This window comes from Collinsella sp. TF06-26 (assembly GCF_002232035.1).
Lineage (GTDB): Bacteria > Actinomycetota > Coriobacteriia > Coriobacteriales > Coriobacteriaceae > Collinsella.
The window spans coordinates 1-19,898 of sequence record NZ_NKXR01000006.1 but is presented as its reverse complement, the minus strand read 5'-3'; the positions used below and the strand labels follow the sequence as shown (position 1 = coordinate 19,898).

16 protein-coding genes are annotated in these 19,898 nt (G+C 61.3%); 11 read left to right on the top strand and 5 right to left on the bottom strand.

The annotated features are described in order from the left end of the window. Nucleotides 1–109: 109 nt before the first annotated feature. The 7 genes from CHY22_RS04765 to larD all read left to right on the top strand — a co-directional run bounded on the left by CHY22_RS04765 (nt 110) and on the right by larD (nt 9,018). Nucleotides 110–1,405 (top strand): M20 family metallopeptidase, encoded by a 1,296-nt coding sequence (locus CHY22_RS04765; RefSeq protein ID WP_089572658.1) that lies wholly within the window; start codon nt 110–112, stop codon nt 1,403–1,405. 123 nt (nt 1,406–1,528) lie between these two features. Continuing rightward, the gene (locus tag CHY22_RS04760) at nt 1,529–1,711 is read left to right on the top strand and encodes a hypothetical protein (protein ID WP_089572657.1); all 183 of its coding nucleotides are present in this window, start codon (nt 1,529–1,531) and stop codon (nt 1,709–1,711) included. Nucleotides 1,712–1,721: 10 nt separating this feature from the next. After that, nucleotides 1,722–1,937 carry a hypothetical protein gene (locus CHY22_RS04755; RefSeq protein WP_117734683.1) on the top strand — a complete coding sequence of 72 codons (216 nt, stop codon included), beginning with the start codon at nt 1,722–1,724 and terminating at the stop codon, nt 1,935–1,937. A 172-nt stretch (nt 1,938–2,109) separates the two neighbouring features. Further along, the gene (hisS, locus tag CHY22_RS04750; protein WP_089572656.1) at nt 2,110–3,423 is read left to right on the top strand and encodes a histidine--tRNA ligase; all 1,314 of its coding nucleotides are present in this window, start codon (nt 2,110–2,112) and stop codon (nt 3,421–3,423) included. A gap of 339 nt (nt 3,424–3,762) precedes the next feature. After that, on the top strand, nt 3,763–6,495 hold the full coding sequence (locus CHY22_RS04745; RefSeq protein WP_233502827.1) for a phosphoenolpyruvate carboxylase: 2,733 nt from the start codon (nt 3,763–3,765) through the stop codon (nt 6,493–6,495). 464 nt (nt 6,496–6,959) lie between these two features. Continuing rightward, nucleotides 6,960–8,237, top strand: coding sequence for a nickel-dependent lactate racemase (gene larA / locus CHY22_RS04740; protein ID WP_168170423.1), 1,278 nt, complete (start codon nt 6,960–6,962; stop codon nt 8,235–8,237). A gap of 49 nt (nt 8,238–8,286) precedes the next feature. Beyond that, nucleotides 8,287–9,018, top strand: coding sequence for a D/L-lactic acid transporter LarD (gene larD / locus CHY22_RS04735; protein ID WP_089572653.1), 732 nt, complete (start codon nt 8,287–8,289; stop codon nt 9,016–9,018). A 301-nt stretch (nt 9,019–9,319) separates the two neighbouring features. Here larD and CHY22_RS04730 read toward each other — a convergent pair whose 3' ends face one another. The 4 genes from CHY22_RS04730 to serB form a co-directional block, all read right to left on the bottom strand. Further along, the gene (locus CHY22_RS04730; RefSeq protein WP_089572652.1) at nt 9,320–9,859 is read right to left on the bottom strand and encodes a TetR/AcrR family transcriptional regulator; all 540 of its coding nucleotides are present in this window, start codon (nt 9,857–9,859) and stop codon (nt 9,320–9,322) included. 2 nt (nt 9,860–9,861) lie between these two features. Beyond that, on the bottom strand, nt 9,862–10,773 hold the full coding sequence (locus CHY22_RS04725; RefSeq protein WP_089572651.1) for a LarC family nickel insertion protein: 912 nt from the start codon (nt 10,771–10,773) through the stop codon (nt 9,862–9,864). 10 nt (nt 10,774–10,783) lie between these two features. Beyond that, entirely contained in the window at nt 10,784–11,566 is a 783-nt protein-coding gene (gene larB, locus CHY22_RS04720) for a nickel pincer cofactor biosynthesis protein LarB (protein ID WP_089572650.1), read from the bottom strand. A gap of 114 nt (nt 11,567–11,680) precedes the next feature. After that, complete coding sequence (gene serB / locus CHY22_RS04715) at nt 11,681–12,316, bottom strand: phosphoserine phosphatase SerB (protein WP_089572649.1); 636 nt, start codon at nt 12,314–12,316, stop codon at nt 11,681–11,683. A gap of 256 nt (nt 12,317–12,572) precedes the next feature. Here serB and aspS point away from each other — a divergent pair, with 256 nt between their 5' ends. After that, the gene (gene aspS, locus CHY22_RS04710) at nt 12,573–14,360 is read left to right on the top strand and encodes an aspartate--tRNA ligase (protein WP_089572648.1); all 1,788 of its coding nucleotides are present in this window, start codon (nt 12,573–12,575) and stop codon (nt 14,358–14,360) included. Nucleotides 14,361–14,665: 305 nt separating this feature from the next. Here the strand turns inward: aspS and CHY22_RS04705 are convergent, their stop codons facing one another. Next, complete coding sequence (locus CHY22_RS04705; RefSeq protein WP_089572647.1) at nt 14,666–15,682, bottom strand: LacI family DNA-binding transcriptional regulator; 1,017 nt, start codon at nt 15,680–15,682, stop codon at nt 14,666–14,668. A gap of 376 nt (nt 15,683–16,058) precedes the next feature. Here CHY22_RS04705 and CHY22_RS04700 point away from each other — a divergent pair, with 376 nt between their 5' ends. The 3 genes from CHY22_RS04700 to CHY22_RS09955 all read left to right on the top strand — a co-directional run. Continuing rightward, nucleotides 16,059–19,067, top strand: a complete 3,009-nt coding sequence (locus CHY22_RS04700) for a glycoside hydrolase family 2 TIM barrel-domain containing protein (RefSeq protein WP_089572646.1) — start codon at nt 16,059–16,061, stop codon at nt 19,065–19,067. A gap of 3 nt (nt 19,068–19,070) precedes the next feature. Continuing rightward, nucleotides 19,071–19,526 carry a hypothetical protein gene (locus tag CHY22_RS04695; protein WP_089572645.1) on the top strand — a complete coding sequence of 152 codons (456 nt, stop codon included), beginning with the start codon at nt 19,071–19,073 and terminating at the stop codon, nt 19,524–19,526. Between the two features lie 153 nt (nt 19,527–19,679). After that, nucleotides 19,680–19,898: hypothetical protein (locus tag CHY22_RS09955; RefSeq protein ID WP_210401397.1), on the top strand; the 219-nt coding region annotated here is incomplete at its 3' end.

The window sequence follows — 19,898 nt, the reverse complement described above, 5'->3', positions numbered from 1 at the left end:
GTTGCGCCGCCCTCCCGGGGCGGCATTTTTTATGCCTCGCCCTTAAAGTAGTACCTTGCACTTTACGCTATCAAAGTGCTTGCTGCAAAAACGATACTGGAGGGCATCTATGGCACCAGCTTTGTCCGATCTTCAACCGCAATCAGCGCCCAAGGCCACCGCCGCGGCGCAGACCGCTATCGGTGACGGTCTTGTTGCAGAAGCTCAGGCTTTTGCAGACGAGCTCGCTGCGTGGCGACACGATCTCCACCAGATGCCCGAGCTGGGTAATAGCCTCCCACAGACCTCTGCGTATATCCAAGCGCGCCTGACCGAGATGGACATCCCATTTGCCACGCTCGTTGATGGTTCCTGCGTTGTGGGCCTTGTCGGCGCCGGTGCCGCCGCGGCCCAAGGCAATGGCGTCTGCACGAATGAGCAGGCTGGTACGGTCATCATGCTTCGTGGCGACATGGACGCCCTGCCCGTTGCCGAGGAATCCGGCGAGCCCTTTGCATCCACCAACGGCTGCATGCACGCTTGCGGTCACGATATGCACGCGACGGCGCTGCTTGGCGCGGCTCGTATGCTCAAAGCGCGCGAGACTGAGCTTGTTGATGCCAACGCCACGGTTAAGCTGCTGTTCCAGCCGGGCGAGGAAACCTTTGAGGGTGCCCGCGCCGCCATCGCCGACGGTCTGCTGCAGAACCCGCGCCCTCAGGTCGCCTTTGCCATGCATGTCAATAGCCAGTCGCCGCTTGGCCTGGTGCTTTACGGCAGTCCGGCGCTCTCGGGCGTGTACGGTTTCCGCATTACACTGCAGGGCAAGGGTGGCCATGGCTCCAGCCCCGAGATCTGCATCGACCCCATTACGGCGGGTGTGCACGTGCATCTGGCACTTCAGGAGCTTATCGCTCGCGAAGTGCCGGCGGCCAAGGAGGTCGCGCTTACCGTTGGCAAGTTCGCCGGCGGTCAGGCCGCAAATGTCATCCCTGATACTTGTGTGCTCGAGGGAACGCTGCGTGGCTTCGATGTCGAGCTCATGGAGCACCTCAAGGCCCGCATCGCGGAGGTCGTCAAAGGCGTTGCCACGACCTATCGTACGCCGGCGACTATTGAGACGCTCTCGGATGTTCCCCCGCTCGTACTCGATGACGATATGACGCAGGCGTCGCTTGGCTACGTGGGCGCGGTGCTGCCCAAGTCCGCCTTCCTGCCGCTGTTCCACGCCATGGCGAGCGAGGACTTCGCGTTGATCTCGAGCGAGATCCCGAGTGCGTACTTTACCGTGGGCGCCGCTGTAACCGATACGGATGAGCATTTTGCTCAGCATCATCCCAAGGCGCGCTTTAACGATGCCGAACTGCCGCTCGGTGCCGCGGCCTATACCGCCGTCGCTTTGGGCTATATCGCCGACCACCGGTAGCACCCAACCTTGCCTTTCAAGCCTGCGGGCATGGCCGTAAGGCCTATGTCCTTGTCTTTCAAGGCAATCTTGGGCACTACCGGCGCCCGGCGCCGGCTATTCGTTTGTTAAATAAGGAGCAGTATGTCCCAGCAGCGTAAGTTCTTCCCCGGCTGGCTCGTGGTGGCCTCTGGCTTCGTGATCATGGCCACGTGCTACACGATTTTCGTCAACTGCATGAGCCTGTTCCAGCCGTTGATCGTCAGCGACCTGGGCATTTCCCTTGCGCAGTACAACATCTCCAACGCCCACGATCGCTGCGTCTAAGCAGTTTGGCATGGCCGACCTGGGTAAGGTCACGGGCACCATTACCTCGCTCGAGATGGTCGGTGGCACCGTGGGCGCCATCGTCTCGGGTGTGCTGTTCGACGCCACGGGCTCCTTTGCGAGCACCTGGATCGTGTGCCTGGTGTGCTCCGTGGTTATGCTCGTGTTCCTGTTGGCGTCCGAGCCCATCGCTGCCAAGCTGCGCGCGAGCGTGGCGGGGGAGTAGATAGGCCAAAGCGCATTGCCGCTTGTCCGCTTCGTCCGTGGCTACCGCGGCGGCGTGTCTGGCCGAACGAGTCCCCATACCCTCGTTCGGTCAGACGCGCCGCCGCGTTTTGTTTTTGTGCCGTATAATGACCACTACCTATGACGCGATATTAAAAGAAAGGTGTTTGCCCATGCAGGCACAGAAGGCGGAGGGAACCCGCGACCTTATCGGCGCCGAGATGCGCGCCTGGCAAAAGATGCAGCAGATTGCGGCCGGCGTGTTCGAGCCGTTTGGTTTTAAGCCCATCGAGACGCCCGCGATCGAGCAGGTGGACGTGTTTGTCCACGGTATCGGCCAGTCGACCGACGTCGTGCGCAAGGAGATGTTCCGCGTGTTTAGCGGCGCCAACCTGGAGCGCGTCTTTACCGAGGGCACCGACACCAAGCTTAAGCCCAAGCAGCGCCTGGCCCTTCGTCCCGAGGGCACGGCCGGTGTGGTACGTTCCGTCGTGGAGAACAACCTGGTGCCCCAGGGCTCCACGCCGTTTAAGGCCTATTACGCCGAGGCCATGTTCCGTGGCGAGCGTCCCCAGAAGGGTCGCCTGCGCCAGTTCCACCAAGTGGGCATCGAGTGGCTCGGCGCTCCCGATCCGGCTGCCGACGCCGAGTGCATCATCATGCTCATGGAGTTCTACAAGCGCCTTGGTTTCGATCTTTCCAAGCTCCGCCTGCTTATTAACTCAATGGGCGATGCCCAGTGCCGTCCGGCCTATCGCGAGCAGGTTAAGCAGTTCATTCTCGACCACGCCGACGAGATGTGCGACGAGTGCCGCGAGCGCGCCGAGCTCAACCCGTTGCGCGCCTTCGACTGCAAGAACGACCACTGCCGCGAGATCATGGCCGACGCCCCGCTGATGGGCGACAACCTGTGCGACGAGTGCCGCGAGCACTACGAGCAGGTCAAGCGCTATCTGGATGCGGCGGGTATCGAGTATGTCGAGGATCCCACCCTGGTGCGCGGCCTGGACTACTACACCCGTACCGTCTTTGAGGTCGAGGCTCCCGGCGCCGGTGTCGGCTCCATCGGTGGCGGCGGTCGCTATGACGGCTTGGTCGAGCTCGAGGGCGGCAAGCCCACGGCCGGCGTCGGCTTCGCCGTCGGTTTTGAGCGCGCCCTGCTGGCCCTGCAGGCCTTTGGCAGCGACCTGGGTGCCGAGGAGGTCCCGTGCGTCTACGTTGCCAACGCCGGCAAGGATCTGCGTCAGAACGTCTTTGCCATCACGCAGGAGCTTCGCTCCGCAGGCATCGTGACCGAGGCCGACTACCAGGGTCGTTCGCTCAAGGCCCAGTTTAAGCAGGCCGACAAGGTGGGCGCCAAGCTCATCCTGGTCCTGGGTGGCGACGAGCTTGCCGCCGGCAAGGTCAAGGTGCGCGACATGCAGAGTCACGACGAGGTTCTCGTCGATTTGACCAACGTGGTCGAGGCGGTTCGCGAGCGCCTGTAGCGCATGATTTTTGAGCTGTGGACTCACTAAAGCGCTCAGCTCATTGAGAGCGATTGTTACGGGGGTGTTTCGCATTTATGCGGAATGCCCCCGTTTGCATATGCCGTCCACCGAGAAATACGACCATTTGGGGCAAAAAGCCTTGCAATGCAGAAAATACTTTTGTGTGGTAAAGCGCAATCAGCGTCGAAAGTTTTTGCCGAGTGCCTATAATAAATACCGCATGTTACGTGCATAGAAGGAGGAATGGGAGGAAACGTGGCTGAGAACCTAAGCAACCAGTCTGTACCCGAAGCCGCGGCGCGCGTCGCTGCCGTGGTCAACCGCCTCGTTAACCGAATCGGCTCGAATGCCGAATCCAAGGAGCGTCTCGCCGAGATCGAGATCCCCGAGGAGCTGCGCGACAATCTGGCGCTGTTCTTGCGCCTGGAGCGCCGTGTGCTTAGCGAGTATGATCCCGAGATCGCGGACCTGTTCGACAAGATTTTGACAGCCGAGATTGTGGCCAATGCCGGAAACCCCGGCACCCGTGCTGCCGACGAGTCCGTCGACGAGCAGGGCGTGCCCACTGCCGACGAGCCCACCGCCGTGGCGTTTCGCGAGGTCGTTGATCTGATCGACAGTCTGCCGCTCGATAAGCAGCAGGTTATCGTCCGCGCCTTTACGAGCTTCTTCCATCTGGCAAACCTGTCGGAGGAGAACTACCGCGTGGCGCAGCTGCGCGAGCGCGAGGCAGGTGCGTCGACCGATACCGAGGTCGATCCCGCCAACGAACTCACCGTCGCCTATCACCAGTTGGTAAACGAGATGGGTGTCGAGGGCGCCAACGAGCTGCTCGACAAGCTCGAGTTCCACCCTGTCTTTACCGCACATCCCACCGAGGCCCGTCGTAAGGCCGTCGAGGGCAAGATTCGCCGTATCTCCAACCTGCTGGAGGAGCGTCCGCGTCTGGGCGGCTCCGACCTGGTGGAGAACGAGCGCCATATGCTGCAGGAGATTGACGCCCTGGTGCGCACGAGCCCCATCGCGCTCAAGAAGCCCACGCCGGTCGAGGAAGCCGATACCATCATCGACATCTTCGATAACACGCTGTTCGACGTCATTCCCGTCATCTATCGTCGTTTTGACGACTGGGTGCTGGGCGACAAGGCCGGTACCGTGCCGCCGCTGTGCCCGGCGTTCTTCCATCCCGGCAGCTGGATCGGTTCCGACCGCGACGGTAACCCCAACGTCACCGCCAAGGTGAGCCGTGAGGTCGCCGCCAAGTATTTCACCCATATGGTGCTCAAGCTCGAGGACAAGTGCCGCCGCATCGGCCGCAACCTCACGCTCGAGGCCACCTACAGCAAGCCGTCTGCCGAGCTCATCAACCTGTGGAACCATCAGGTCGAGATGAGCACCCAGTACACGGCACGCGCCGAGCTGATCTCCGAGCACGAGCCGCATCGCGCCGTCATGCTCGTCATGGCAGACCGACTCAACGCCACCGTCCGTCGCATCACCGACACCATGTACCACAGCGCCGATGAGTTCCTGGAGGACCTGCGCGTCGTCCAGCGCTCGCTGGCCGCCTGCGGTGCCGTCCGTGCTGCCTACGGCCCGGTCCAGACCATCATCTGGCAGGTCGAGTCCTTCGGCTTCCATATGGTCGAGATGGAGTTCCGTCAGCACTCCGTGGTGCACGCCCGCGCCCTCAAGGATATCCACGAGAACGGTATCCATGGCGACCTGCAGCCCATGACGCGCGAGGTCATCGATACCTTCCGCGCTATCGGCTCCATCCAGAAGCGCTACGGCAAGAAGATGGCGCATCGCTACATCATCTCGTTTACCAAGAGCGCCCAGCATGTGGCCGACGTCTTTGAGCTGGCCCACCTGTCCTTTGCACACGAAGAGGATGTCCCCGAGCTCGACGTGATCCCGCTGTTCGAGCAGCTCGAGGACCTCGAGGGCTGCGTCGACGTGCTCGACCAGATGCTTACGCTGCCCGTGGTGCAAAAGCGCCTTGCCCAGACCAACCGCCGCATGGAGGTCATGCTGGGCTATTCCGACTCCTCCAAGGACGCCGGTCCTACCACGGCCATGCTCGCGCTGCACTCCGCGCAGGAGCGCATCGCCAAGTGGGCCGAGAAGAACGATATCGACCTGGTGCTCATGCACGGTCGCGGCGGTGCCGTGGGCCGTGGCGGCGGCCCGGCCAACAAGGCCGTGCTGGCGCAGCCCAAGGGCTCGGTCAACTGTTTCTTTAAGCTCACCGAGCAGGGCGAGGTCATCTTTGCCCGTTACGGCAACCGCACGCTGGCCCAGCGCCATGTTGAGTCCGTTGCCGCCGCAACGCTTTTGCAGTCGGCCCCGAGTGTCGAGAAGACCAACACCGAGACCACGCAGAAGTTCTGGGATATGGCGGAGAAGCTCAACGCCGCAAGCCACGAGCGCTATCTGGACCTGCTGAACACCGAGGACTTTACACCGTGGTTCTCGACCGTGACGCCGCTGACCGAGGTCGGTCTGCTGCCGATCGGCTCGCGTCCCGCCAAGCGTGGCTTGGGTGCCAAGTCGCTCGACGACCTGCGTACCATTCCGTGGATCTTCAGCTGGAGCCAGGCACGCATTAACCTGGCCGCTTGGTACGGCTTGGGCACCGCCTGCGAGCAGTTTGGCGATCTGGACCAGCTTAAGGCTGCCTACCAGGAGTGGCCGTTCTTCCGCACCTTTATCGACAACATCGAGATGTCGATCGCCAAGACTGACCAGCGCATCGCCAAGATGTATCTGCACCTGGGCGATCGCCAGGATCTGTCCAAGAAGGTCTTCACCGAGATGCAGCTCACGCGCAAGTGGGTCCTTGCCATCGTCGGTGACGAGTGGCCGCTGCAGCGTCGTCGCGTGCTCGGCTGCGCCGTCCGTGTGCGTAACCCCTACGTTGACGCCCTGTCTATCGCCCAGGTCCGCGCCCTACGCGAGGTGCGTATGAACCAGGACGAGATGGCCGAGGAGAAGAAGGCCGAGTACATGAGCCTGATTCTTTCGACTGTGACCGGCGTCTCGGCAGGACTGCAGAACACGGGGTAATCGATAGCCCTGTAGTCGTCCGGGCCCGCCATCAGTTTACTTTTAGGCACGTCCTCGGACATGCAAGAAGCCCTCGCTGCGCACTTCGTGCGGCGAGGGCTTCTTGCGTCCTGCGGAGTGTGCCTAAAAGTAAACTGATGGCGGGCCCTGCGATGTCCGGTCTTCGACGGATTACTGCTGGGGAAAAGATAGCGCGCTTCGCGCGTTTTGGATGGGGTTTGTCCCGGCGGCGCGTTTGGCACTTCGCGCCTCGCGTCTTATCGATCAGGATTGAGATTCATTTGGCGCTTCTCGCCTTACGACTGTAGCGGCTGCGGTCCCAAGCGGGATCGCGGTCGTTTTGTTGTGGGTCAAATATGAACGTTGTGTTAATGAGTCGGTGGACGGTGGTGTTTTTCGGTGAGCGGCGTATCCTTCCAACGGTTTATCTAGTGTGTCAGTTGAAAGGAAGAGGGCGCTCATCATTGTTTGAATGTGAACTGCCGTTTGACCACAAGACGTTGCATCTGGAGCTCGAGGATAAGAACTTCGCGGGTGTGATGGAAGGTCATCAAAACGAGTTTAAGACCACGAAATCGCAGGAAGAGCTGGTGGAGGAGTCGCTTGCCAACCCTTACGGCTCGCCTTCGCTCGAGGAGCTTTGTGCTGGCAAGAAGGATATCGTCATCATTAGCTCCGATCATACGCGTCCCGTCCCCTCGCGTGTGACGATGCCTATTCTGCTGCATCACATCCATTCCGCTGCGCCTGAGGCTCGCGTGCGCATTCTGGTTGCTACGGGTATGCACCGTCCGTCGACGCACGAGGAGCTCGTCAACAAATATGGCGAGGAGATCGTTGCCAACGAGGAAATCGTTATGCACGTCGCGACTGACGACAGCATGATGAAAAAGATCGGCACCCTGCCTTCTGGTGGCGAGTGCATCATCAACAAGATTGCCGCCGATTGCGATCTGCTGCTTGCCGAGGGCTTTATTGAGCCGCACTTCTTTGCCGGTTTCTCTGGTAGCCGCAAGTCCGTCCTGCCTGGCATCGCCAGCTACAAGACCATCATGTACAACCACAACGGTCAGTTTGTGAACGATTCCCACTCGCGTGCCGGCAACCTGTGCCACAACCACGTGAGCGAGGACATGTTCGCCGCCGCCGAGATGGCTCACCTTGCCTTTGTGCTCAACGTTGTGCTCAACGGCAAGCATGAGGTCATCGGCTCCTTTGCCGGCGACATCCACAAGGCGCACGAGGCTGGCTGCGAGTTCGTGAAGAGCCTTGCCGGCGTTGAGCCCGTCGAGTGCGAGATTGCCATCACCACCAACGGCGGCTACCCGCTCGACCAGAACATCTATCAGGCCGTGAAGGGCATGTGCGCTGCCGAGGCCACGCTTCCCGAGGGCGGTGTGATCATCGACGTCGCCGGTTGTGCCGACGGTCACGGCGGCGAGGGCTTCTATCACAACATCGCCGACAACGATCCGGCAGAGTTTGAGCGCGCCTGCATCGATCGTCCCAAGGACGAGACCCTGCTCGACCAGTGGACGAGCCAGATCTTTGCCCGCATCCTGGCGCATCACCCTGTGATCATGGTCACCGACCTGTGCGATCACCAGATGCTCAAGGATATGCACATGACGCCGGTTAACACTATCGAGGAGGCGCTCAAGCTCGCCTTTGAGATGAAGGGTGCCGATGCCAAGGTTGCCGTCATTCCCGATGGCCTGGGCGTTGTCGTCGCGCAGCACTAGTGCGCGGCCTAAACGAATCGTTTATAACCGACAAGAAAGATAAGGTTTTATGCTTACCAAACTCCTCTGCGAATTCGGCGCAACGGCCCTCATGATCATCTTTGGCGTGGGCGTGCACTGCGATACCGTGCTCAAGGGCACCAAGTATCAGGGCTCCGGCCATATGTTTGCCATCACCACCTGGTCTTTTGGCATCTCGGTCTGCCTGTTTGTCTTTGGCGGCGCCGTGTGCATGAACCCGGCTATGGTGCTTGCCCAGTGCATCGTAGGCCTGGTGCCGTGGAGCAGCTGCATCCCCTTCATGATTGCCGATATGCTCGGCGGCTTTGTGGGCGCCGTAATCGCTTGGCTTATGTATGCCGATGAGTTCAAGGCTTCCGAGGGCGTCGTCGACCCCATTGCCCAGCGCAATATCTTCTCGACCAACCCCACCACCGAGGGCACGAACTATGCTCGTAACTTCTTCTGCGAGGCTATCTGCACTTTTGTGTTCATCAGCGCCATCCTTGCTGCCGCTAGCCGCGCCGGCGAGAACGTTCTGATGCTCGCCATCTGCGTTGGCCTGATCGTTTGGGCTGTTGGCATGGGCATGGGCGGCATCACCGGCTTCGCCATGAACCAGGCTCGTGACCTTGGTCCTCGCATGGCCTATCAGGTGCTGCCGATTAAGAACAAGGCCGACAACAACTGGAAGTATGGTCTGCTTGTTCCTGGCATCGCGCCGTTTGTCGGTGCTATTGTGGCCGCGCTGTTTGTGCATGGTTTCTTGGGCATGTTCTAGTCCAAGGCTACATAGTTGTCCGCTGGCCGCATGGGGTAACTTCCCAGCGCGTCCTCGGACATGAAAGAACCCCCGCTGCGCACTTCGTGCGGCGGGGGTTCTTTCGTCCTGCGGAATGCGCTGGGAAGTTACCCCATGCGGCCAGCTGCGGGATCTTAGTCGCGTTGGAACAAGCAACCCAACATATATATCTGAATATGGATGGGAGGGGCGCTTTGTTTTTGGGTGCCCTTACAAGAAAACGTGACTTGGGGAAGGGATGGGCGCTTTGCTGGGATGGCGCTTTGGGATGGGGGCTTACTTAGCTGAAGAGGGGCTGTATGGCTGATAGGTAGTCTTTGGCTACTTCGGCCCTATCTGCTTGGAAGTTGTGCCAGGCCCACCATTGGACCATTCCTACGAAGCTTGAGGCTATGTGGTGTAGTAGGAAGCTTCGGTCCATGGTGGCGGCGGGGCCGTTTGGGTCGGTGGGGACGGTTTCGGCTGCTCGTGACATGATGGTCTTGCGTAAGCAGTCGGCGAAGACGCGTGAGCCGGCACCGGCTACGAGGGCTCGAACGCCCTGGCGGCGCTCCCAGAGATTGTTAAGGATATGCTCGACCTGTACGAGTGGGTCGTCAAGCGGTGTGCCATCGTCGTCGAGGGCGTGGGTGCAGATGTCGCTCACGAGTTCGGACAGTAGGTCATCTTTGCTCTTGAAGAGGCCGTAGAACGTGGCCCGACCCACATGGGCGCGAGCGATGATGTCGCCGACGGTGATTTTGCCGTAGTCCTCTTCGCGCAGCAGCTCGGAGAACGCCGCGACGATGGCGGCGCGGCTTTTTGCCTTGCGGGCATCCATGGCTATGCATCCACGTGTACGAGCAGGCAACGGAGCGTGCCGGAGCAGCCCTCGTAGGGGCGTTTACCGGCGCCGTAGCCGACGGCTTCGATGCGATAGCGGGCCGGAAGGTGCTCAGACGTGCGCAGCGCGGTGACGATGGCGGCGCCCGTGGGCGTCACGAGCTCGCCGGCGACCGGTGCAGGCGTGAGGGCGATATTGCCCGCCTGGCACAGGTTGACGACAGCGGGGACGGGAATGGGCATGAGGCCGTGGGCGCAGTGGATGGTACCGTGACCCTCGGAGAGCGACTCAACCACGATGTCCTCAATACCCAGGTCATCGAGGCAGATGGCGACAGAACAGACGTCGACGATGGAGTCGATGGCACCCACCTCGTGGAACATGACGGTCTCGGGCGTTTTGCCGTGTGCCTTGGCCTCGGCGGCGGCGAGCGCGGTAAAGATGGCGAGCGCACGACGCTTGGCGCCATCACTCAGCTGAGAGCCATCGATGATGGCGGTGACGTCCGCCAAAGAACGGTGGTGATGGTGGTGGGCGTGATGGTGACCCTCGTGGCCATGACCGTGGGCCTCATGATCATGCTCGTGGCAGTGCTCGTGTTCGTGCTCGCCATGATCATGATGGTGGTGCTCGTGCGTGTGCTCGGCAGCTGCTTCGTTGCCGTAGAGCCAGGCCATATCGTGGTCGTGGTTCTCGAGTTCCTCTGCAAGCTGGACGTCGAAATCGCAGGCGTCGATGCCATGCTTGTTTACGCGTGTAACGGCAATCTCAAAGCCGTCGACCGGCAGCGTGGCGAGCTGTTTGCGCAGATGCTCCTCGCTGGCGCCCAGGTCGAGCAAGGCCGCGACGGTCATATCGCCGCTGATGCCCGAGGTGCCGTCGATGATAAGCGTGTGCTGATGGTTGGACATGGAATGCTCCTTAACGGGCGCAGGATGTGCCGGCGCTCAGATGATTGATAAGGCTTGCCTGGTAGGCGGCGCCAAAGCCGTTGTCGATATTGACGACCGAAACGCCGCTGGCGCAGGAGTTGAGCATGGCGAGCAGCGCGGCTACGCCACCAAAACTCGCGCCGTAGCCCACGCTGGTGGGAACGGCGATGACCGGGCAGCTCACCAGACCGCCGATAACGCTCGCCAGTGCGCCCTCCATGCCGGCGATGGCGATGACCACCTGCGCCCGGGCAAGTTCCTCGGCATGCGCGAGCAGGCGGTGCAGGCCGGCGACACCCACGTCGTAGAGGCGATCGACCTCGTTGCCGTAGAACTCGGCCGTCAACGCGGCTTCCTCGGCAACGGGCAGGTCGCTCGTGCCGGCGCAGGCGACGACGATGCGTCCGTTGCCGTTGGGGGAGGGCTTGCCACCCACGAGGGCGAGCTGGGCATCCGGGACATATCCCAGGTCGATGCCGTTGCCGAGGAGCTCCGAGGTGCGGGCTGCCTTTTCGTCGTCCAGGCGCGTGACCAGGATGCGCTCCTGGCCGGCATCGAGTAATGCTTTGATAATGGCGGCAATTTGCTCGGCGGTTTTACCGGCACCGTAGACAACTTCGCCGGCTCCCTGGCGCACCCCGCGCGAAAGGTCGAGCTGCGCAAAGCCCAAATCGGCGGTCGGAGCCGTCTGGATGCGCGTGAGGGCGTCGGCAGGGGTGACTGCTCCGCCGGCAACATCGCTCAGCAGCTGCTCTAGATCTTGCTTATCCATATATGTTCCCTTCGACGGCGCAAAGTTTAGCACTCAAAGGGTATGTTTCCGAACACTAAGACAGAATTGTTCGGAAACTATAGGACAGACTGATTCAATTGCTAGACGGATTGGCTAGTCGCGCAGGATGATGTCCATGGCGAGCATCAGATTGCGCTCGTCGATGGCAAACGGGGCGGCCTCGCGCGTCTTGGGCTTGGCACAAAACGCGATGCCCGTGCCCGCGGCCTGAATCATGGGGATGTCGTTGGCACCGTCGCCGATCGCGACGGTGTGGGCCATATCGACGCCGCACTCAACTGCCCAGTCCAGCAGCTGGATGAGCTTGGACTCCTTGGTCACAATGTCGGCAGCCAACTTACCGGTGAGCTTGCCGTCCACGACTTCCAGGCGGTTGGCCAGGCAAAAATCGATGCCCGCAGCGGCCACGATCTTATCGGCGACCTCGCGAAAGCCGCCGCTCACCACGCCGACCTTCCAGCCCTTGCTGTGTGCCGAGCGCACAAGCTCCAACGCGCCGGGGGTAAATGTCACACGCTCAAAGGTGCGCTCGAACACGCTCTCGTCCAAGCCGGCGAGCAGCCCCACGCGCTCCTCGAGCGCCTGCTTAAAGTCAAGCTCGCCGCGCATGGCACGCTCGGTGATCTGCGCCACTTGCTCGCCCACGCCTGCCTCCTCGCCCAACAGGTCGATGACCTCCTGGTTGATGAGCGTGGAGTCGATATCCATAACGATGAGGCGTGCAGTCATGGCGGGCCTTTCCAAGTGCAGTTGTATTGGGGCACATTGTCGCACGTGACGAGCGCGGGCGGGTGTCGCGGCGCGTCAATTGTTTCGTCTCCGTCAAGTCTTTGGGCAGGAGCCACTTTTTCGCGGCACATCGACGCGAGTGCGATAAGATAGAACGCCATGTCTGGCTGCGCGGTTTACGCAGGCTGGGCAAATCTGTACGACGCCGCCCGGAACGACACGGGGCGGCACAGATCCATAAAGGAGGATCACTGGTATGAGCCAGACCCGTCCCATCGATGAGCATTCCATGCACACCCGTACCTGCGGCGAGCTTCGCTTCGAGAACGTGGGCGAAGAGGTCACCCTCACCGGTTGGGTGAGCCGTCGCCGCGACCACGGCGGCCTAATCTTTTGCGACCTTCGCGACCGTGAGGGCATCACGCAGCTTACCTTCGACCCCGAGCACTCCGACGGCGACGCCTTTAAGATCGCCGAGACCATGCGTCCCGAGTGGCCCATCAAGATTCACGGCGTCGTGCGCGCCCGTGGCGAGGAGACCACCAACACCAAGCTCGCGACCGGCGAGATCGAGGTCCTGACCGACCACGCCGAGGTGCTCAACACGTCCGTCCCCCCGCCGTTCCAAATCGAGGACGGCATCGAGACCAGCGAGGACACCCGCCTGCGCTATCGCTATCTGGACCTTCGTCGTCCCGAGATGATGGCCAACCTCAAGCTGCGCTCCGACTTTACCTTTGCCATTCGCGAGGCGCTGCACAACCGTGAGTTCATGGAGGTCGAGACGCCCTCCCTGTTCAAGTCTACGCCCGAGGGCGCCCGCGACTTCATCGTCCCCAGCCGCATCCAGCCGGGCAACTTCTACGCCCTGCCGCAGTCCCCGCAGCTCCTGAAGCAGCTGCTTATGGTCGGTGGCGTCGAGCGCTACTATCAGGTTGCCAAATGCTTCCGCGACGAGGACTTGCGTGCCGACCGTCAGCCCGAGTTCACCCAGGTCGATATCGAGATGTCCTTCGTGGACCAGAACGACGTTATGAGCGCGCTCGAAGAGGTTCTTGCCGATGCCTTCGGCCGCATGGGTGTCGAGATGCCCACGCCGCTGCGTCGCATGAACTACTGGGAGGCCATGGACACCTATGGCTCCGACAAGCCCGATACCCGCTATGACATGCACTTGGTCGACCTGACCGACATCTTCGCCAACTCCAAGTTCAAGGTCTTTGCGACTGCCGCGAACGAGGAGGGCTCTGTCGTCAAGGCCATCAACGCCAAGGGCGCCGGTGCCTGGGCTCGCGCCAAGATCGATAAGCTTGCCGGCGTGGCCTCCACGTTTGGCGCCAAGGGCCTGGCCTGGATCGCATTCCGCGAGGACGGCTCCATCAACAGCCCCATCGTCAAGTTCTTCTCGGACGAGGAGATGGCCGCCCTGCGCGAGCGCATGGACGTCGAGCCCGGCGACCTTGTGATGTTCGCCGCCGGCCCGCGCCTGCTCTCCGACGAGATCCTGGGCGGCATGCGTTCCCACATGGCTAACGCGCTCGAGATCAAGCGCGAGGGCCACGACTTCCTGTGGGTCGTCAACTTCCCGCTGTTCCACTGGGACGAGGACCGCAAGGCTTACGCTGCCGAGCACCAGCCCTTCACCCTGCCGACCGAGACCGACATCGCCAAGATCGAGGCCAATCCGTTGGCAGCCGGTTCTTGCACCTACGACTTTGTCATGGACGGCTTTGAGGCCGGTGGCGGCGGTATGCGTATCCACAACGCCGAGATGCAGATGTCCATGCTTAAGCTCCTGGGCTTTACCGAAGAGCGCGCCGAGTCTCAGTTTGGCTTCCTCATGGAGGCGCTCAAGTTTGGTGCGCCCCCGATGGGCGGTTTCGCTCTGGGCCTGGACCGCGTGTGCATGCTGCTCACCGGTTCCGACTCCATCCGCGACGTCATGGCGTTCCCCAAGACGGCCAGCGGCTCCGACCTCATGTCGGGCGCCCCGAGTGCCGTTAGCGGCGCCCAGCTCAAGGACGTCAGCCTGCGCCTGATGTAGGCAAGCGGCTACATATTGCCCGTAACGAGGGAAGGACACGTGCCTTCCCTCGTTTTTTATACGCCGAGATTGTGAGGGCATGGGATGACCGGGCGTTGCGGAAAGTGCGTCCCGGAATCTGCGTCCAGAACGGGTCGCGCTTTCCCAAAGGGGGTCCTCTGGGAAAGCGCGACCCAGAATTCGGCAAAATAATGGGACACAGTTTCCGCTTGAGCGGTCTAACGGAAACTGTGCCCCAGAATGAGCGCTCAAAACGGGGCAGGCTTTCCGCAACAACTGTCTGGCGAAAAGCCCGGCCCAGTTTCCTACAGCGAGTCTCTCTGAACGAGCTGCATGTGCATCACGGAGGTGGTGGGCTCGGCGCCCTTGATCATGTCGAGCGCAATGTTGGCGGCCATGTGGCCTTCTTCGCGCAGGGGCTGGCGGACGGTCGTGAGTGCGGGGACGCAGCGCGCCGCAATCTCGTGATCGTCGAAGCCGACGACAGAAACGTCTGCCGGAACGGATAGGCCTGCCTCGTTGAGTGCGGTGATGACGCCAGCCGCGATACGGTCCGATCCGCAGAGCACGCCATCGAAAGCAATCTCGCGCGCGAGGATCTGGTGCATGGCCTGATAGCCGTCTCCGCTGTTCCAGCCGGTATAGATAACGTTTGCGCCTGGGAGGTCTTCGCCCAGGACGGTGCGGTAGCCGCGCAGGCGGTCGACAACAGCGGGGTTGTCTTGCGGTCCCAACACGGCGACGATATCTTTGCGCCCGCGATCTTTCATAGCGAGTGCCGCAAAGCGTCCACCCTCTTCGTCGTCAGAGTAGACTGTCGAGAACACATCGCGATAGGGGTGGCCCTCGAGCTGGCCGCACAACACGGTGGGTACGCCCAGCTCGCGCAGCACCTCGAGCAGCTCGCTGCCCTTGTAAGGGGAGACGTCGATCACGGCGTCGAACGAGCGGCGCTCAAAGTGCTCGCGTGCGCGGTTGCGCTCATGCGTAGAAGACGCCTGCAAGATAACGGGCAGATAGGACGACTCCGACAGTTCCTCGGTAATGCCGCTCAAAAATTCGCTATAGGTGGGGTCGCTGAAGAGCTCACTCAGGGGCTCGGTCACGAGCACGGCGATGATTTCCGTGCGCCCGACAGCGAGCGCTCGGCCGCGAGCGTTGGGGACAAAATTGACTTTCTTGGCCGCCGCACGGACGCGCTTTTTGGTTTCCTCGCTAATGCGGGGCGAATCGTTGAGGGCGCGTGAGGCCGTGGAGCGCGACACGCCGGCAGCTGCGGCAACCTCGGCAAGCGTAGGTGCGGTGCGAACTGGCTGGGTCATGGCGTCTCCTGGAAAATGCGGTCGATGTTGTCACTGATACGGGCTGGTGCGGATACAGCTTACTATAGTGCACCTGAACAGCGTTCATGATATCCGGAGACCGGTGTCGTTTTGCAACCAAGCCGCAATCGAATACGTCTCGTGTGGCTGAGATATCAGCGGGCGTGGCGGTTGCCTACGAGCTTAAGAACGATGTTTTGCGTTGGGTTTCGATATTCAGGGTGACATAAGTGTCGCGGTTGTACAACCGGTTGCACCGTTAATCCGGCCAAATCGACCGTTCAGCGGACAACCGGTTGCACAGTTTTTTGCATCGCCCGTAAGATAAGGACAACCGGTTGCACAAGAATCACTACGATGACGAAGGAGCATCACCATGGACGCCATTAACGATTGGGAAAACCAAGCGCTCACCCACAGGAACCGCCTGGCACCCCATGCGTACTTTATGGGTTATGAGACCGCCGATCTCGCCGCTACGTACAGTCGCGAGCTGTCGCGCGGGTTTGTCCAGCTGTCTGGCTCGTGGCAGTTCCGCCTCTTTGAGGGCCCCGCGGCCGTTTCCGACGAGGAGCTCTCCACGTATAAGCCCGAGTGGGATCACGTTGAGGTTCCGCACCTGTGGCAGGTAGACGGCTATGGCAATCTTGCCTATACCGACGAGGGCTTCCCGTTCCCGGTGGACCAGCCGTTTGTTCCCTCCGATGACCCCACGGGCGTTTACCAGCGCATCGTCAACCTTCCCGCCATCCCCGCCGGCGCTCGCGAGATCATTCGCTTCGACGGCATCGAGAGCTATGGCGAGCTGTACGTCAACGGCCAGTTTATCGGCATGACCAAGGGTTCGCGCCTGTCTGCCGAGTTCGACGTGACCAACGCGCTCGTCGAGGGCGACAACCTGTTTGCGGTCAAGGTCCTGCAGTACAGCGATGGCAGCTATATCGAGGACCAGGATATGTGGTGGGCCTCGGGCATCTTCCGCGATGTGTACCTTATGCAGCGTCCCGCCGCGCACCTGGTCGACTTTAGGTTCCGCACGCACCGCGAGGGCGATGCCGCTCTGATCACGCTCGAGACGGTGGCCGAGGGCGCTACCCGCGTCGTGTTTACGCTCAGCGATGGCGAGAACGTGGTCACTACGGGCGAGTGCGTCGACGGCCATGCCGAGTGCAGCGTTGCCGATGCCCACTTCTGGAACCCCGAGGACCCCTTCCTCTATGACCTTACGTTTGAGGTCTACGACGGTGACGAGGTCAGCGAGTACGTTCCGCATCGCCAGGGCCTTGCCGAGGTGACGGTCGAGGGCAACCATATCTACCTCAACGGCACCTACTTTAAGATGCATGGCGTCAACCGTCACGATCACGACGATCACAAGGGCCGCGCCGTGGGCCTCGATCGCATGCGCCGCGACCTGGAGCTCATGAAGCGACACAACATCAACGCGGTGCGCACCTCTCACTATGCCAATGACCCGCGCTTCTACGAGCTGTGCGATGAGTACGGCATTATGCTGGTCGCCGAGACCGATATGGAGAGCCACGGCTTCGAGAATATCGGCAACATCGCTCTGGTCACCGACGACCCGGCATGGGAGCCGGCCTACGTCGACCGCGTCGAGCGCCTGGTGATGCAGGAGCGCAACCACGCCTGCATCATTATGTGGTCGATGGGCAATGAGAGCGGCTATGGCTGCAACATCCGCGCGATGTACGCCAAGGCTCACGAGCTCGACGGTCGTCCGGTCCACTACGAGGAGGACCGCAACGCCGATACCGTCGACGTCATTTCCACGATGTACTCCCGTGTGTCGCAGATGAACGACTTTGGTGAGCATCCGTTCCCCAAGCCGCGCATCAACTGCGAGTACGGCCACTCCATGGGCAATGGCCCCGGAGGCCTGTCCGAGTACCAGGAGGTCTTCGATCGCTGGGATTGCATCCAAGGCCAGTTTATCTGGGAATGGTGCGACCACGGTTTGGCTGCTGTGACCGAGGATGGCGTTGCTTACGATATGTATGGTGGCGACAACGGCGATTACCCCAACAACAGCAACTTCTGCATCGATGGCATGGTGTTCCCTTGGCAGCAGCCGAGCCCGGGCCTCACTGAGTATGGCCAGGTCATCTGCCCGGTTCGCATGGCTTATGACACCGAGGCGGGCGAGCTGACCGTCACGAACAAGCGCTGGTTTACTACCCTCGAGGATGTCTGCCTGTCGGCGGAGACCCTGGTAGACGGCGATGTAGTGTGCCGCAAGACGCTTATGCCCGGCGCGGTGGCTCCCGGCGAATCCGTCCAGCTGCCACTGGTGATTCGCGAGGCCGCGGTAGGCGAGACCCTGCTGACCGTGCGCGCCTACACCATGGCGGCTCACGCCTGGTGCGAGCCGATGTTCCAGCTGGGCGCAAGCCAGTTTGCCATCGCAAACCATCCGGCGCCGGCCATCGCCGCCCCCGCTCGTCCTGAGCTTACGGTCGAGGAGACCGAGCAAGAGATCCGCATTCACTCCCTCAACGGCGAGCTGACCTTCAGCAAAGTCAACGGTACCGTGAGCGAGTGGAAGGCATCCGGCCGCGACGTAATGGCCTCTGGTCCCCAGGTTGGTTTTTGGCATCCGCTCGTCGACAACCACGCTCAGGAGTATGACTCCCTGTGGAAGGACAACTTCATCGATGTGATGCAGACGTCTACCCGCAAGGTTTCTTGGAAGCAGGACGGCAATGCGGTCGTCGTTACCGTGAGCCAGCGTATCGCTCCTCCCGTCCGCGCGTTCGGCATGCGCGTCGAGCTCGTCTACACCGTGCTTCCGAGCGGTCGCGTCGACCTCAAGGTTTCCGGCGAGCCCTACGGCGATTACTCGGATATCATCCCGCGCATCGGCATCTCCTTCGAGGTCCCCGGTTGCAATCGTGCCGTCGAGTGGTATGGCCACGGCCCGGGCGAGAACTATCCGGACTCGCTGCGCGCCAACCCGGTCGGTCATTACCGCACTACGGTCGACGACATGTTCACGCCCTACGTTATGCCTCAGGACTGCGCCAACCGTGAGGGTACCCGCTGGGTTGCCCTGCGCTCCAGTCACGGTGACGGCGTGTTGGTGACTCGTCCGGCTGACGCCGCCTCCAACCCGTTCTCGTTCTCGGCATGGCCCTATAGCTGCGAGGCAATCGATAACGCCAAGCACGTCTACGACCTTGTCAAGGGTGATACGGTCACGGTCAACATCAACGACCAGCTGCTCGGCCTTGGCTCGAACTCTTGGGGTTCCGAGGTACTCGATTCCTACCGCACCCGTTTTGAGAGCTTCAGCTTTGAGGTGTCCCTGCGACCGCTGACGTCTGCCGATCTGGCTCAGGCGCTGGCACCCATTAAGGAGGCATAAGTCATGCATGTCTTTAACTCGCGCGCCGATTTCGACGCTCAGATGAAGTCTGTCAAGAAGTGGATGCGCACCGGTCAGGCGCTCGATGGTGTTGCCGGCCTGCAGCACGACGTGGCGTACTCCATCGGCGACTCGTTGGTGTACTGGTGGGTGAACGCCCACGAGGCAGCTACCGCCGATCTGGTCGGTCACCGTCGCTACCATGCCGTGCTCGCCCCGCTCGTCGGCGACCTGACTGTCGAGGTGGCTTCCAAGACGGATCTTACCTGCACGCGCGCCTACAGCGATATCGACGATCGCGAGCGCTTTGAGGGTACGGGGGAGACCGTGACGATTCCCGCCGGCGGCGTTGCCGTCGTCGAAATTGACGAGGCCTACCGTGTCGTGGCCGATGCCGCGGATCCCCGCGTCGTGGTACTGCACGTGACGGTTGAAGGTTATTCCTTCCCCAACAAGTAGTATTCGTCCGTTTGGACGTTTGCTTTGCGCCGTTAAGGGGGATGGCTTTGTTGACTCCCTTTTCCCCATTCCCCTTAGCAGGTGTGCCGTCCGTGATTGCGCTTGCAGCCCGGACGGTTTTAGATGAGGTATTACGGATGATTGGGAGGGCTTATGAGCTCTGAAAAACGAGGAACGATTGGTTCGTTCGCTCTGCTGGGCATGACGGTCGCCGCCGTGTTCGGTATCAAGAACATCATCAACAACAACGCGGCCATCGGTTTGGCAGCTGCGCCGTCGTTCTTCTTCGCCACGCTTTTGTACTTTGTCCCCTATACCTGGTGGCGCGCGCAGACGTGGTGTAAGAGCGTCCCGAGGTCCGTCGCTGCAAGT

Coding starts and splice junctions, on each gene's coding strand:
- CHY22_RS04765 (WP_089572658.1), top strand. CDS start 110: ATGGCACCAGCTTTGTCCGATCTTCAACCGCAATCAGCGCCCAAGGCC.
- CHY22_RS04760 (WP_089572657.1), top strand. CDS start 1,529: ATGTCCCAGCAGCGTAAGTTCTTCCCCGGCTGGCTCGTGGTGGCCTCT.
- CHY22_RS04755 (WP_117734683.1), top strand. CDS start 1,722: ATGGCCGACCTGGGTAAGGTCACGGGCACCATTACCTCGCTCGAGATG.
- hisS (WP_089572656.1), top strand. CDS start 2,110: ATGCAGGCACAGAAGGCGGAGGGAACCCGCGACCTTATCGGCGCCGAG.
- larD (WP_089572653.1), top strand. CDS start 8,287: ATGCTTACCAAACTCCTCTGCGAATTCGGCGCAACGGCCCTCATGATC.
- CHY22_RS04730 (WP_089572652.1), bottom strand. CDS start 9,859: ATGGATGCCCGCAAGGCAAAAAGCCGCGCCGCCATCGTCGCGGCGTTC.
- CHY22_RS04725 (WP_089572651.1), bottom strand. CDS start 10,773: ATGTCCAACCATCAGCACACGCTTATCATCGACGGCACCTCGGGCATC.
- larB (WP_089572650.1), bottom strand. CDS start 11,566: ATGGATAAGCAAGATCTAGAGCAGCTGCTGAGCGATGTTGCCGGCGGA.
- serB (WP_089572649.1), bottom strand. CDS start 12,316: ATGACTGCACGCCTCATCGTTATGGATATCGACTCCACGCTCATCAAC.
- aspS (WP_089572648.1), top strand. CDS start 12,573: ATGAGCCAGACCCGTCCCATCGATGAGCATTCCATGCACACCCGTACC.
- CHY22_RS04705 (WP_089572647.1), bottom strand. CDS start 15,682: ATGACCCAGCCAGTTCGCACCGCACCTACGCTTGCCGAGGTTGCCGCA.
- CHY22_RS04700 (WP_089572646.1), top strand. CDS start 16,059: ATGGACGCCATTAACGATTGGGAAAACCAAGCGCTCACCCACAGGAAC.
- CHY22_RS04695 (WP_089572645.1), top strand. CDS start 19,071: ATGCATGTCTTTAACTCGCGCGCCGATTTCGACGCTCAGATGAAGTCT.